This window comes from Cupriavidus sp. FW306-1B-F12B, from assembly GCF_058781795.1.
Map to the genome: position 1 here is coordinate 16992 of NZ_JBYSXC010000018.1, position 13959 is coordinate 30950.

Here is a 13959-nt window from a genome sequence, read left to right on the forward strand (position 1 = left end):
TGGCGCCGGGCAGGCCGGCGCCACTTCCGTCAATCAGTCAGTTCAGGCGGAACATCGCTCGGCCACCGCGATCGCGGCAGCGCGCTGGACCAGGGCGCCGGGCACCACATCGAGCGGCACCTCGATGCGCGAATGCGCCAGCGCATCGCGCACGCGCAGCACGCCCTCGTCCAGGCGTGCCGACAGCGCGGCATCGAAGCGCGCCTGGCGCACGCCGGCGGCTTCAAAGGATTCGATCTGCTGGTCCACGGCAAAGATGCCGGGCAGGATCTGGCGCGAGCCCAGCGCGGACAGCACCGGGCGCAGCGCGTAGTCGATCGCCAGCGCATGGGCCAGGCTGCCGCCGGTGGCGATCGGCAGCACGATCTTGTCGCGCAGGCCAGTCTGCGGCAGCAGGTCCAGGAAGGCCTTGAGCAGGCCGCTGTAGGCGGCCTTGTAGACCGGCGTGGCCAGTACCACCACCTGCGCCTCGGACACGGCATGCGTGGCCGCGGCGATGACGGGGTCGTCCACGCGTGCCGCCAGCAGCGGGCCTGCGGGCAGTTCGCGCAGGTCGAGGTGGCGGGTGCGTTCGCCGGCAGCCTCGAGCGCGGCACGCAGGTGCGCCAGCACCAGGCCGGAGCGGGACTGGACCGACGGGCTGCCGGAGAGCGTCAGGATGGACATCGGGCTTCCTTCTTCTGATGGACCGGTCGGCGCCGCGGCCGCCCCACGCGGCCCGGCGCGCCGGTCTCGTGGTTTATTTCTTGCCGGGCTGGTAGATCTGGTCGAACGTGCCGCCATCGGCAAAGTGGGTCTTCTGGGCTTTCTGCCAGCCGCCGAAGGCTTCATCGATGGTGAACAGCTTCACCTTGGGAAAGTTGGCCGCGTACTTGGCCGCCACCTTCTGCGAGATCGGGCGGTAGTAGTTCTTGGCCGCGATCTCCTGGCCCTCGTCGGTGTACAGGAACTGCAGGTAGGCCTCGGCCGCCTTGCGCGTGCCCTTCTTGTCGACCACCTTGTCGACCACCGCCACCGGCGGCTCGGCCAGGATCGACACCGACGGCGCGACAATGTCGAACTTGTCCGGGCCCAGCTCCTTGATCGCCAGGATGGCTTCGTTCTCCCACGCGATCAGCACATCGCCCAGGCCGCGCTCGACAAAGGTGGTGGTGGCGCCGCGCGCGCCCGAATCCAGCACCGGCACATGCTTGAGCAGCTCGCCCACGAACTCGCGCGCCTTGACGTCATTGCCGCCCGGCTGGCGCAGCGCATAGCCCCACGCCGCCAGGTAGTTCCAGCGTGCGCCGCCCGAGGTCTTGGGATTGGGCGTGATCACCTGCACGCCCGGCTTGACCAGGTCGCCCCAGTCCTTGATGCCCTTGGGGTTGCCCTTGCGCACCAGGAACACGATGGTCGAGGTGTACGGCGAGGCGTTGTGCGGCAGGCGCTTCTGCCAGTCCGGCTTGATCAGCCCTTTCTCCGCGATGGCATCAATGTCATAGCCCAGCGCCAGCGTGACTACGTCAGCGTCCAGCCCGTCTATCACCGAGCGCGCCTGCTTGCCCGAGCCGCCGTGCGACTGGCGCACGGTCACGGCATCGCCGCCCTGGGCCTTCCAGGCCTTGGCAAAGGCGGCATTGACATCGACATACAGCTCGCGCGTCGGATCGTAGGAAACGTTCAGCAGGTTGGCAGCCGCCGCGGTCTGCGCCGCGCTCAGGGCGCCAAGTACGGCCAGGCTGATAGCCAGTTTGCGGATCATCTTGTGTTGCTCCCGTCAGTGTCGTGAATGGGCGCCAGGCGCCTCTTGCCTTGTCCGCCTTGGGTAGCGGACTTGTGTCAGGAGCAAGACTACCGAGGGGGCTATCTGAACGGAACGAATGGTTTCGCCGATCCTTTGCTGTTTTTTGCATAAGATCGGACGGAAATATGGACATGCCGGCACAGGGGGACATCAAGTGTGGACGGCGTGAGGGCAGTGGACGGTGGCGCATTCGCCACGCTGAAACCGGCAAAGGCGGTTTTGCTCCCATCCCGAAGCTATGCCACCGCAAGCCCCTCGTTTGCGGCCGGCAGATTCGTTGCCGGTGCAAGTCCAGATAGGGCCTACGCTGGTCTCTGCCGGTGAATATCACCCGTGGCCAGCCATAGCCGCCCGGCGCATATTCATTGAAGAACGGGATGCGGAACCAGATCCAGCTGTCGTGCACGTAATCGTCGTAGAGGGCGATCGCGACCTTCTCCAGGCGCGCCACAGCCTCGGCCGACGTATGCTGCTTGCTCCAACCGGGCAATCTCGGCCTTCAGGCGCTGGCATTCCGGGTCGTCGCGTTCGGCCTCCTGTACACCCAGCATGATCTTGCGTGGCGTCTTGGCATCCTCGGGCGCTGCCTGGAAGAAGGTGCGCTCGGTGACATACTGGCCGGTGCCAATCTGTGCGCGCAAGGTACGCCAGCTCAGCAGCTGACCCATGCCAAAGCGCAAGGCCTCTTCCACGTCTCGATACGTTGAAAAGAGTGCGGCCAGTCGTTGAACGCTGCCACCGTCGCCGGGTGGATCGCAAAATCTTCGGACAGGGCAGTGGAATTCCGAATCTCTTCCTCGAGCATCAGCGGTACGCCGCTCTTGAGCGCAGCGATGTACATGTCATGCAGGGGAATCTGGCTGAGCTTGCTGCTGTCGCCGTCACGCGCCTTGCCCTGTTCATTGAGAGCATCGCCCACGTCGGAGTGCACGCCGGGATAACCCACCTCCCAGCGGCCCCGCGTCTGGGGGTAGCTTTCATCGATCCGGATAGTGTCGAGCGGAAAACTCATGCGCTGCTCGTGAATCGAGTAGAAGTGGGCGCACCTGCGAACTTCTTTGGGTATATTCAGCGCACCGTCGCGGGCAAAGCGGAAATGCCCGTCAAACATATCCAGGTCGACCGTGGCGCGAGTCGAATCTGGCAGGCCCACCGAGGCGACCGTGTCAAAGAGCCCGAGGAAGTTGACCTCATAGGGTAGCGCGCGCCGCCCCGTCTGGTCGCTGATCCGCCCGCCAGGCGCCCATTCCTTGATCAGCTTGCTGACAAAGACACGGGCGGACGCGGCCCCGCGCGAAAAGCCGAAGACGTTGATCCAGATCTTCTTGATCATCCGGCTCTGCGGACCGTCGTCGAAGCGGTTGCTATGGGTGATACCCAATATGCGAATCTTGTCCATGAGCTTGCCCACTCGACCATCGGCGACCGCATTACAGAGCTCTTTGGCCTCGCTGTCGCGAACTAGGGGAAAATCGCTCCGCCGAGTGATTGCATATTGCACGGAATTGAGCACCCGAATCATTCCCCAGACGCAACGCTGATCGAAGCCTTTGGCCAGAGCTTTGCCGTTCGAGGAATAGTCGAGTTCCCCTAGCTCTGGGACGGGGTACCCACTCCCGGGATGTAGAACGAAAAAATGCCTCTATCCGGCTTGTCCCTTGCAACGCTATGCAAACGTGCCACATTGGTGTGAGTCTTGAAGAGTGAGTCTCGCCACATCTTATTGTTCTTGTCGTCGTTGTTGTTGGTGCCGTCGAAGAACAGATTGATATGAATGGTCTGGGGACATTCACACAATGGGTCTCTCACGGTCCCCTCGCCCCATGCCCAGGCGTCCTTACTTTGCGCCAGTCGACCGCCTTCAGGCATCATGTCTGGCCATTTCACCACCGCCATTTCAGACCTCCCCGTCGGTATTTAAGATTCCATTCGTCGTCACGCACGCCTTGGGCAACGTCCGGCTCGTCGGCAGTGTGCTTGCGATCGACGCTGTTATTACCATTGGCATTGCCGTCGGCAATCATTAGCTTGACGCGATCACCAGGCAGGAAGATGGCCCAGGCACCGCCAGTCTTGGAGCCATCGTACTGAGGGATGCGAACGTTTTCGGCCTTGTACCAATAGCCTGGGGTCTTGCCGTCCCTCACCTTCTCAACCAGCCAACGCACGGTAACGCGCAGATCGGGCTGCCACTGGCGCGGGAAAGTCATGCAGCAGCTTTCTTTTCCTCCCCCCGATGGGTGTCCATCGGATTCGGCTGGCATGATGTTCGGGCCACCACCACCGACCTCGCCGGGACCTTCAACTTCGAAGGAATGAATGTAGTAAGGGGTGTAGTTCAGCGCCTTCATGCCGCCGCTGATGTATTTCGATGTCGAGACTCGGCTTTCGGGCTGCCAGGACGGCTCCCCGCCGGCACAGTCAGTGAATATCAACGCCAGGCCAGCCATAGCGCAGACGCAGGCGACACTTCGATTCATGACTTGGCTCCCGCTGCGACAGTTGGCAGCACGTCGTTCTGCATATCGGTCCCTTTGGGCTTGTCCCTTACGCGGCCCATGTCGGGCGCATAAGAAAACGCCCGCACCGGCAAGCCGGTGCGGGCGAAGTTTCCATTCTGGAAACGGGTAGACAAGTCATGAAGAGCGCCCCCGCATCTCCATGACAGGACGAATGTTATCGGCTTGCCTGCGACCTGGGGTTGATCAAGGTCAAGTGCGGGGCAGCCTGCCGCGCCTGCGCCTCAGCCGCCCTGGCGGGCGAGCAGGTCAGCCATTTCGTCGGCATGCTCCTCTTCCACCGCCAGGATGCCCTCCATCATCCGGCGTGAGGTCGGATCGCGTTCTCCCAGGAACTGGATGATCTCGCGATAGCTGTCGATGGCGATGCGCTCGGCCACCAGGTCTTCCTTGATCATTTCCGTCAGCGAAGTACCCGCCACATATTCAGCATGGGAGCGGCTGGTCAGGCCGTCGGGTGCGAAGTCTGGCTCGCCGCCAAGCTGGACGATGCGCTCGGCGATCTGGTCGGCATGGCCTTGTTCTTCATTGGAATGGGCCAGGAATTCATCGGCCACGCTCTTCGAGTTGGGCCCCTTGGCCATGTAGTAGTGTCGGCGATAGCGCAGTACGCAGACGATTTCGGTGGCCAGCGCAGCGTTGAGCAGCTTCAGCACGGTATCGCGATCCGCTGCATAGCCCGCGGTCACGGCGCCATCATCGATGTGCTTGCGGGCACGCTCGCGCAATGTCTTGACGTCTGAGAGGAAAGGCTTGTCGGTCATTGAAGGGCTCCTTGGGGATGGGGCTGCGTCAGCGCAGCGCCTTGTAGGGAAATTCAACCCTTCTGCAACGCGAGAAGTGTGCCACTCGGCGGATGGCGCGGAACGGCGCGGCTGGCGACGACCCCTGGCATCGTGGCGTGAAAAAATTGCACGCGGCGGGACCGCCTTACACGCAACGCGCGATGGCAAGACGAAAAAAAGCCCCTGCGCTGTATCGCAGGGGCCTGACCATGATCGACCGCCTGTGTGCTCCGGCAGTCGATCGAGCCATGGGCAGCCTTAGTCCAGCTTCCGCCCGAACGTGAACTCCCCGTCGACATAATCCACCGGCACCACATCCTTGGCGGCGAACTTGCCTTCCAGGATCGCCCGCGCCACCGGGTTCTCGATCTGCTGCTGGATCGCCCGCTTGAGCGGACGCGCGCCAAACACCGGGTCGTAGCCTGCGCTGGCGATCTTCTCCAGCGCCGTCTCGCTCACCTCCAGCGTCATGTCCATGCGGGCCAGGCGGCCTTGCAGGCGTTGCAGCTGGATGCGCGCGATCGACTCGATATGCTTCTGGTCGAGCGCGTGGAACACCACCACTTCATCGATCCGGTTCAGGAACTCCGGCCGGAAATGCGTGCGCACTTCCTGCCAGACCGCACCCTTGATCGCTTCCTGCGGCTCGCCGGTCATCGACTGGATGATCTGCGAACCCAGGTTGGACGTCATCACGATCACCGTGTTCTTGAAGTCCACGGTGCGGCCCTGGCCATCGGTCAGGCGGCCGTCGTCCAGCACTTGCAGCAGCACGTTGAAGACGTCCGGGTGGGCCTTCTCGACTTCATCCAGCAGCACCACGCTGTACGGCTTGCGGCGCACGGCCTCGGTCAGGTAGCCGCCTTCCTCGTAGCCCACGTATCCCGGCGGCGCGCCGATCAGGCGGCTGACGCTGTGCTTCTCCATGAATTCGCTCATGTCGATGCGGATCAGGTGCTCTTCCGAATCGAACATGAACTCGGCCAGGGCCTTGCACAGCTCGGTCTTGCCGACGCCGGTAGGGCCCAGGAACAGGAACGAGCCATAAGGCCGGTTCTCGTCCGCAAGCCCGGCACGCGAACGGCGGATGGCATCGGACACCAGCCGCACGGCTTCGTCCTGGCCGACCACGCGCCCATGCAGCCGGTCTTCCATCTTCAGCAGCTTCTCGCGCTCGCCCTGCATCATCTTCGATACCGGGATGCCGGTGGCACGGCTCACCACTTCGGCGATTTCCTCGGCGCCCACCTGCGTGCGCAGCAGCTTGTTGGGCTGCTTCTGCTCGCTGGCCTCGGCGTCGGTGGCGGCCTTGAGCTTGCCTTCCAGGCCCGGCAGCTTGCCGTATTGCAGCTCGGCCACCTTGTCCAGCTTGCCTTCGCGCTGCAGCTTGGCGATCTCCAGCTTGACCTTCTCGATCTCTTCCTTGAGCGCGGCCGTGCCCTGCGCGGCGCCCTTCTCGGCCTTCCAGATCTCGTCCAGGTCGGCGTACTCCTTCTCCAGGCGCGCGATTTCCTGCTCGATCAGCTCCAGGCGCTTCATCGACGCCTCATCGGTCTCTTTCTTGACCGCCTCGCGCTCGATCTTCAGCTGGATGGTGCGGCGCTCGAGCTTGTCCATCGACTCCGGCTTGGAATCGATTTCCATCTTGATGCGGGCGGCCGCCTCGTCGATCAGGTCGATCGCCTTGTCGGGCAGGAAGCGGTCGGTGATATAGCGATGCGACAGCTCCGCCGCGGCGACGATGGCCGGGTCGGTGATTTCCACGCCGTGGTGCAGCTCATACTTTTCCTGCAGCCCGCGCAGGATGGCAATGGTGGCTTCAACGCTCGGCTCATCGACCAGCACCTTCTGGAAGCGGCGCTCCAGCGCGGCGTCCTTCTCGATGTACTTGCGGTACTCGTCCAGCGTGGTCGCGCCGATGCAATGCAGCTCGCCGCGCGCGAGCGCCGGCTTGAGCATGTTGCCCGCGTCGATCGCGCCCTCGGCCTTGCCGGCCCCGACCATGGTGTGGATCTCGTCGATGAAGACGATGGTCTGGCCCTCGTCCTTGGCGACGTCGTTCAGCACCGCCTTCAGGCGTTCCTCGAACTCGCCGCGGTACTTGGCGCCGGCCAGCAGGCCGGCCATGTCCAGCACCAGCACGCGCTTGTTCTTCAGGCTCTCGGGCACTTCGCCGTTGACGATGCGCTGCGCCAGCCCCTCGACGATGGCGGTCTTGCCCACGCCCGGCTCGCCGATCAGCACCGGGTTGTTCTTGGTGCGGCGCTGCAGGATCTGGATCGCGCGGCGGATCTCGTCGTCGCGGCCGATCACGGGATCGAGCTTGCCGATGCGGGCGCGCTCGGTCAGGTCGATGGTGTACTTCTTGAGGGCCTCGCGCTGGCCCTCGGCCTCGGCGCTGTTGACCGAATCGCCGCCGCGCACGGCCTGGATCGCCGACTCGAGCGACTTGCGGTTCAGGCCGTTTTCACGCGCGATGCGGCCGGCGTCGCCCTTGTCGTCGGCGACGGCCAGCAGGAACAGCTCGCTGGCGATGAACTGGTCGCCGCGCTTGATGGCTTCCTTCTCGGTGGCGTTGAGCAGGTTCACCAGGTCGCGGCCGATCTGGACCTCGCTGGTGCCCTGCACTTGCGGCAGGCGCTTGATGGCGGCATCGAGCGCCGTCTGCAGGCCCTGCACGTTGACGCCGGCGCGCGCCAGCAGCGCCTTGGCGGCGCCGTCGTCCTGCGCCAGCAGCGCGCGCAGCAGGTGCTGCGGTTCGATGTATTGGTTGTCGTTGCCCAGTGCCAGGCTTTGCGCATCAGCCAGCGCTTCCTGGAACCGGGTGGTCAGCTTGTCAAGACGCATAAGGATTCCCTCTCTCGGATAAGGTCGTGTCCTGATGCGGGGGCGTCGGCGCCGGTCTTCGCTGCCGGAGCGCCCGTATGCCCTGCCGGACACTGGATGTCTTTCCGAAAGATAAGGCTTTGTCGCGACATTTCAAGGCCGCGCCGGTACGCAATCACCCCGTTCAGCACGCCATGCCGATACCCCAGGCTCCGACGCTCTCAAGTGCCGCAAGCGATACGTGGCTAGGCGGCACGGCAGGCTCCCTTGTCCGCCAGGTTGCGCACCAGCACCAGTGATTCGCCCTGCACCACCACGCGCCCGTCCGCGCCCGTGACGACGCTGGCCAGGTTGACCAGGTCCTTGCCCGCGCGCACCCGCACGATGCGCACGCATGCCGTCAGCGGCTCATCCAGCCGCGCGGCTGAAGCGAGGCGCAACGACTGCTTCATCCACCCCGTGCCCCGTCCGGGCAGTTGCGTGCCGAGCAGGTCCGAGAACATGCCGGCCAGCAGCGGCAGCGGCACCACCGGCCCGCCAAAGCCGCGCGCGCGGGCAAAGGCCGGATCGGCGTGGTAGGGGTTGGCGTCGCCGGTCAGGTTGATGTATTCGTCCAGGTCCGCCTGGGTGAAGGCGCGTGTTGCACGGGCTTCGTGACCGGGGCGCAGGCCGTACAGTGAGGCGTCGCCCGCCTCTGGCGCCGGTGCCGTGTCGCCGGGTAGCCGGGCCAGTCCCTCCGGCCCGGCACCCGGCAGCCAGAGCGACTCGCCCACGGCCGTGACGCGCTGCGCATCGCCCGGCCCGCCCGCGCTGCCAACGGTGGTGCCGTAGCTCGCCAGTCCGGCGGGCGCGTGCTGCGGCGCCAGCGCGATCCGCACCGTATCGCCAACGAAGGCCGGTGTCGGGAACATCAGCGTCTGCCCGACCGGCAACGCCGGCCCGGGCAGCTGCCGCCAGGTGTGGCCGCACAGCAGCGAGAACAGGAACATGCCGTGCGCCACGGTGGCACCGAAATGCGTGCCACGGGCAAAGCACGGATCGCAGTGGATCGGGTTGTCGTCGTGCGACAAGGCGGCGAAGCGGTCAAAATCGCGCTGCGACAGCACGCGCGGCAGGGCATCGTTCATCAGTCAGGCACCTGTACGGTATTAGCGTTGACGGTAATCGCGTTGCCGGCAGCAGGCGATGCGGCAAACGGCGGCACGTTGGACGGCAGCAGCGTCGGCGCCGGCGTGTTGAGGGTGCCCCCGCGCGGCGTGGTGCGCACCACCTGCGACGGCGGCAGCGCCTTGCCCGCGGTGAGGTTGTCGTAGACCGCGTCCAGGGCCCGGTTCAGGTAGACGTGCAGCGGCACATAGCGGTTGCTGTAGCCCGGCACCAGCCCGATGAAGGCATCGAGGTGCTGGGCGTTCTCGACCTCCACGTACGACAGCTTGCTGGTCACGCCCTCCTGCTGCCGGTTCAGCCCGAGATACGGGCGCGAGGTATGGTTCACCGGCAGCAGCCCGTCGCTGCGCCCGTGCACGATCACCGCAGGCTTGCCGCGCAGGTTGCCGTTGCGCAGCGTCAGCGCCTGGCCGGCCTGCAACGCACGCGCCGCGGCGTCGGAGCCGGACAGCAGGCTGCGCAGGCAGTTGGCGCCGTCGTAGTTCAGGTCTGCCCGCAACGTCGACGGTGAAACGGACGCCAGGTTCAGGTACGGGCCATGCTGCGGATCGAGGTCATTGATCAGCTGGACCGGCGGCTGCGGCGGCACGCCGTTGCCGGTGGCGAACATCGACGCCAGCGCCGCGGGTGCGATTGCCGCGGGCTTCAGGTCGGTCAGCGTGCTGGCAAAGCTGTAGCCGCACAGCCGGTCGGTGACGCTGGCCTGCGCATAGGCGTTGGCATAGTTGACCGAGATCGCGGCGGCTACATCAAGCACGGCCAGCGACGGGTGCAGATCGTCCGTTTCCGCTTCCCAGCCGGCGGCACGCAGCGCCTGCAGGGCGCTGGCGCTTTGCTCGTCCGTGTTCGCACCGCTGACCAGGCCCTTTTCCGCCAGCGTCTGGCAGCGGTTGGCAAAGAAGGTCGCCGTGGCCGGGTTGGTGTAGAGCGGCGCCTGGGCCAGCGCGGTGGCCCGCGCGGCGCAGTGCTGCAGCAGGTTGGCCGTGGTGCTGTAGTCGTACAGCGTGCGGGCCGAAGCCGCCACCGGCGTCGCGCCGCGTTGCACCACGACGCCGGTATCGGGCGGCATGTTCAGGTTGGGCTCGCCCACCGCAACGCCGTCGATCAGCCCGCCGGCATCCTGCTCGGCCGCCGCCACCGCGGCACCGCCGCCGTTCGATACGCTGGAGGCAATCACCACGATCCTGTCCTTGTCCAGGGTGCGCTGGCGGGTGCCGTTGGCGGATACGGCGCCGAAGCGGTCATTGATCGCCCAGATCGCAAATTCCACCGCCTGCAGCGTGAACTTGCCCCAGTCCTTCTCCGGGTTGCGCTGCGAATGCGCGTGCTTGAATGCCAGCCGGTGCGGGTTGGCAGCGGTGAAGTCCGCCAGCGAGGTGGCCCCCGCCGGCGCGGCGAACTGCGCGTTCTTGCCGGCCGCAGCGCGCGTGGCGCGGGTGCCGTCGATCAGCGGCACGGTGTCGGTATCCAGGTCATGCGGCGCGGCGCCGGTGCCCTTGTCGGTATAGGCCACCGCGCAGCCGCGCTTCAGGCCCCACTCGCCGGTGGCGATGGCGCCATAGACGCCGCGCGAGCCGGACGAGGTGGCGGTGATCACGCATGGCTTCGAAGTGTTGAACGACGCAGGGATCTGCACCAGCATGGTCACGTTCTGCTGGCCCGAGCCATCGTCCGAAAAGGCCAGGTACTCCACGCCGGCCACTTTGCCTTCGGAGCCGGTGGCATTGCCCTGAGCGTCGACATTGGGGCCGTAGAGCGAGCCGTAGCCGCCGCTGGCGGTGGTGTCGACGAGGGCACGATAGTTGGTATGGATCGCATAGCGCCGCAACTCCGCCGCGGTCGGCGCGGTGGGATTGGCCGGCAGTGGCGCGGTGGCGCTGGCGAGGCCGTCCTTGCCCAGGCCGGCAGTGAGCAGGTCGTCGGTGGTGCCGTTGTAGCTGTTGATCGTGACCGTGCCGATATTCGCCGGCTTGGTATTGGGGTTGCTGCCGTTGCCGTTGTTGTTGTCATCGCCCGAGCCGCAGGCGGCGGCCAGCATCGATGCGGCGGCCGCCAGCACCGTGAGCCTGAGGCGGCGTTTCTGCTGCGGCGGGATCTGCGTGGAATGCATGTCAACCTCCTCCTGTCGCACCCGGATGGCCGGGGCTGTCGAGTTGTCTTCAGATCGAGGACTGCGGAGACTGCGAACTGCGGAAATCGGAAACACGGCAACCGCTGGCGCGGCCATGCGCCTCAGCCAGAGAACTGTGCGCGCAGCTTGTGCTTTTCCACCTTGCCTGACGGCGTGCGCGGCAGCGCGTCGAGAAAGCGCACATGGCGCGGCACCTTGTAGCCGGCCAGCTGCGCCTTGCAGTGGGCGATCACGGCATCGGCCTCCAGCACAGCGCCCGGGCGCAGCACCACCAGCGCCATGCCGACCTCGCCCCAGCGCGCATCCGGCGTGCCGATCACGGCGGCCTCGGCCACGCCCGGCAGCTGGAACAGCACGTTCTCGACTTCGGCCGGATAGACGTTCTCGCCGCCCGAGATAAACATGTCCTTGGCCCGGTCGACGATGTAGTAGTCGCCGTCCTCGTCACGATAGGCGATATCGCCGGAATGCAGCCAGCCGCCGCGGATCGCGGCCGCGGTGGCCTCGGGCAGGTTCCAGTAGCCTGGCGTCACGCCGGGGCCCTTGATCAGCAGTTCGCCACGCTCGCCCGGGCCCACGTCCACTCCAGCCGCATCGACGATGCGCGTCAGCATCGACCCCACTGGCTTGCCGATGGTGCCGATCTTGCGGCGCGCGGTGCCTTCGTCGCAGACAAAGACCGTGGGACCGGTCTCGGTCATGCCGAAGCCGAAGCAGATGGTCACGCCCTTGGCCAGGTAGGCCTCCAGCAGCGGCCTGGGCACCGGCGAGCCCCCCGCCGACATATTGCGCACGCCGGCGAAGTCTGCCTGCGCGAAGCGCGGGTGCTGGCTCAGGAACAGGTAGACCGCCGGCACCGCGAAGAACATGGTGATGCCCTCGCCGCTGGCGCGGTCGAGCTTGCCCAGCACCACCTGCGGCTCGAACTGCCGCATGATGTGCACCGTACCGCCCGCGTGCAGCACCGGGTTGGCATACAGGTTGAGGCCGCCGGTGTGGAAGAACGGCAGCACGCTGAGGAACACGTCGTCGCGCGTGATCTTGTTTGCCAGCATCGCGTTGACGGCATTGAAGAAGACCATGCCATAGGTCTGGATCACGCCCTTGGGCCTGCCGGTGGTGCCGGAGGTATAGAGCAGGTGCCAGACCTCGGACTCATCGCGGCACGGCATCTCGATGATGCGGCCGGAGGCGGCGTCGAGCACCGCCTCGTACTCGGTCCAGCCGCCGGGAACGTCGGCGGCCTCATCGTCGGCCAGGTGCAGCACCGCGCGCAGCGGCATGGCGCGCGCCAGATCCGCGGCCACGGCGAGGAAGCCGTCGCCGGCCACCAGCACCTCGGGCGTGCAGTCCTGCAGGATCGGCAGCAGCTCCGCCGCCGGCAGGCGCCAGTTCAGGCACACCATCACCATGCCGGCCTTGGCGCAGCCATACAGCATCTCGAAATAGTCCGAGCTGTTGTGCGCCAGCACCGCCACGCGCGTGCCCGGCGCCAGTTGCAGGTGGTCACGCAGGTATTCCGCGAAGCGGCTGGCGCGTTCGTCGAAATGGCGATAGGTCACCTGGCGGCCGGTCTCCACGTCCACCAGCGCGACCTTGTCGGGGAAATGCTGCGCATTCTTGTGCAGCCAGTCGATGACGTACATGCGCTAGCCTCCGCTCAGCTTGCCACGTCCTGCACGGGCCCGGTGCCGCGCAGCCGCCCCACCACGCCCTGCGGGAAATAATAGACGCTCAGGATAAACAGCAAACCCAGCCACAGCAGCCACCGGTCCGGATGCAGCAGCGACGACAGCAGCGGCAGCGCGGCGGTGGCGTCGCTGGCCAGTTTCATCACGTCCTGCAGGTAGGTTTGCGCCACCAGGAACAGCACCGTGCCGATCACCGCGCCATAGAGCGTGCCCATGCCGCCGATCACCACGATCAGCAGGATGTCGACCATGATCTCGAACGACAGCGAGGTATCGGGCCCGTTGTAGCGCAGCCAGATCGCCATCAGCACGCCCGCCAGCGTGGCGAACATCGCCGACAGCACCGTCGACACGGTGCGGTACACCACGGTGCGGTAGCCGATCGCCTCGGCGCGGAAGTCGTTCTCGCGGATCGCCTGCAGCACCCGGCCAAAGGGCGAGTTGACGATGCGCAGCAGCACCAGGAACAGCACCACCGCGCCGGCGAACACCAGGTAGTAGCTCAGCAGCTTGCCGCTCAGCGGCACGCCCAGCCATTCAGTGTCGCCCAGCGTAAAGCCGGGGCGCAGCACCTCCGGCACCTTGAAAGTCAGCCCGTCTTCGCCGCCGGTCCATTCCGACAGCTGCGACACCAGCGTGGCAAAGGCGGTCGCCACTGCCAGCGTGATCATGGCAAAGAAGATCGCGCGCACCCGCAGCGAGAACAACCCGATCAGGAACGCCAGCAGCGCTGACACCGCGAGCGCACCCACGGTGCCGGCCAGCAGCGCGCCCCAGCCCGGCTCCATGCGCGACATGGCGATGGCCACGCCATAGCCGCCGATGCCGAAGAACATGGTGTGAGCAAAGGAAACGATGCCGGTATAGCCCAGCAGCAGGTCATAGCTGGCCACCAGCACCACGAAGATGCAGATCTTGGCCGCCATGTTGAGCGCGCGCGCGCCGGGGAAGGCAAAGGGCGCGCACGCCAGGGCCACCAGGATCACCAGCAGGATCACGGTCAGCACGCGGCTGCGCGGCAGGTCGCCGGAGAGAAGTCGGATCATGGTCGTTG

The 13959-nt window shown here is 65.8% G+C and carries 11 protein-coding genes; all 11 read right to left on the minus strand.

Annotated features, from left to right (window positions below; all coding sequences use genetic code 11):
* Positions 1–42 precede the first annotated feature (42 nt).
* The 11 genes from ssuE to AC3WLE_RS25850 all read right to left on the minus strand — a co-directional run bounded on the left by ssuE (position 43) and on the right by AC3WLE_RS25850 (position 13951).
* Positions 43–666, minus strand: a complete 624-nt coding sequence (gene ssuE, locus AC3WLE_RS25800; RefSeq protein ID WP_492319967.1) for an NADPH-dependent FMN reductase — start codon at positions 664–666, stop codon at positions 43–45.
* A 73-nt stretch (positions 667–739) separates the two neighbouring features.
* On the minus strand, positions 740–1744 hold the full coding sequence (locus AC3WLE_RS25805; RefSeq protein ID WP_492319966.1) for a sulfate ABC transporter substrate-binding protein: 1005 nt from the start codon (positions 1742–1744) through the stop codon (positions 740–742).
* A 404-nt stretch (positions 1745–2148) separates the two neighbouring features.
* Positions 2149–2454, minus strand: a complete 306-nt coding sequence (locus AC3WLE_RS25810; protein WP_492353126.1) for a hypothetical protein — start codon at positions 2452–2454, stop codon at positions 2149–2151.
* A complete protein-coding gene (locus AC3WLE_RS25815) occupies positions 2439–3185 on the minus strand; it encodes a T6SS phospholipase effector Tle1-like catalytic domain-containing protein (protein WP_492319964.1) in 747 nt (248 codons plus the stop codon). The genes AC3WLE_RS25810 and AC3WLE_RS25815 overlap by 16 nt, the downstream gene beginning before the upstream one ends.
* A 484-nt stretch (positions 3186–3669) precedes the next feature.
* Positions 3670–4266 carry a DUF3304 domain-containing protein gene (locus AC3WLE_RS25820; RefSeq protein ID WP_492357270.1) on the minus strand — a complete coding sequence of 199 codons (597 nt, stop codon included), beginning with the start codon at positions 4264–4266 and terminating at the stop codon, positions 3670–3672.
* Between the two features lie 263 nt (positions 4267–4529).
* Positions 4530–5069, minus strand: a complete 540-nt coding sequence (locus AC3WLE_RS25825; protein ID WP_492319962.1) for a ferritin-like domain-containing protein — start codon at positions 5067–5069, stop codon at positions 4530–4532.
* A 279-nt stretch (positions 5070–5348) separates the two neighbouring features.
* Positions 5349–7937, minus strand: a complete 2589-nt coding sequence (gene clpB, locus AC3WLE_RS25830) for an ATP-dependent chaperone ClpB (protein ID WP_492319961.1) — start codon at positions 7935–7937, stop codon at positions 5349–5351.
* Between the two features lie 224 nt (positions 7938–8161).
* Positions 8162–9043, minus strand: a complete 882-nt coding sequence (locus AC3WLE_RS25835; RefSeq protein WP_492357269.1) for a MaoC/PaaZ C-terminal domain-containing protein — start codon at positions 9041–9043, stop codon at positions 8162–8164.
* Positions 9043–11193: a D-(-)-3-hydroxybutyrate oligomer hydrolase gene (gene phaZ2 / locus AC3WLE_RS25840; RefSeq protein WP_492357268.1), complete on the minus strand. Its 2151-nt coding sequence runs from the start codon at positions 11191–11193 to the stop codon at positions 9043–9045. Before phaZ2 ends, AC3WLE_RS25835 begins: the two co-directional genes overlap by 1 nt.
* A gap of 122 nt (positions 11194–11315) precedes the next feature.
* Positions 11316–12860: an acyl-CoA synthetase gene (locus AC3WLE_RS25845; RefSeq protein ID WP_492319958.1), complete on the minus strand. Its 1545-nt coding sequence runs from the start codon at positions 12858–12860 to the stop codon at positions 11316–11318.
* A gap of 14 nt (positions 12861–12874) precedes the next feature.
* Entirely contained in the window at positions 12875–13951 is a 1077-nt protein-coding gene (locus AC3WLE_RS25850; RefSeq protein ID WP_492353132.1) for a branched-chain amino acid ABC transporter permease, read from the minus strand.
* Positions 13952–13959: the final 8 nt, after the last annotated feature.

Coding starts and splice junctions, on each gene's coding strand:
- ssuE (WP_492319967.1), bottom strand. CDS start 666: ATGTCCATCCTGACGCTCTCCGGCAGCCCGTCGGTCCAGTCCCGCTCC.
- AC3WLE_RS25805 (WP_492319966.1), bottom strand. CDS start 1,744: ATGATCCGCAAACTGGCTATCAGCCTGGCCGTACTTGGCGCCCTGAGC.
- AC3WLE_RS25810 (WP_492353126.1), bottom strand. CDS start 2,454: ATGGGTCAGCTGCTGAGCTGGCGTACCTTGCGCGCACAGATTGGCACC.
- AC3WLE_RS25815 (WP_492319964.1), bottom strand. CDS start 3,185: ATGGACAAGATTCGCATATTGGGTATCACCCATAGCAACCGCTTCGAC.
- AC3WLE_RS25820 (WP_492357270.1), bottom strand. CDS start 4,266: ATGAATCGAAGTGTCGCCTGCGTCTGCGCTATGGCTGGCCTGGCGTTG.
- AC3WLE_RS25825 (WP_492319962.1), bottom strand. CDS start 5,069: ATGACCGACAAGCCTTTCCTCTCAGACGTCAAGACATTGCGCGAGCGT.
- clpB (WP_492319961.1), bottom strand. CDS start 7,937: ATGCGTCTTGACAAGCTGACCACCCGGTTCCAGGAAGCGCTGGCTGAT.
- AC3WLE_RS25835 (WP_492357269.1), bottom strand. CDS start 9,043: ATGAACGATGCCCTGCCGCGCGTGCTGTCGCAGCGCGATTTTGACCGC.
- phaZ2 (WP_492357268.1), bottom strand. CDS start 11,193: ATGCATTCCACGCAGATCCCGCCGCAGCAGAAACGCCGCCTCAGGCTC.
- AC3WLE_RS25845 (WP_492319958.1), bottom strand. CDS start 12,860: ATGTACGTCATCGACTGGCTGCACAAGAATGCGCAGCATTTCCCCGAC.
- AC3WLE_RS25850 (WP_492353132.1), bottom strand. CDS start 13,951: ATGATCCGACTTCTCTCCGGCGACCTGCCGCGCAGCCGCGTGCTGACC.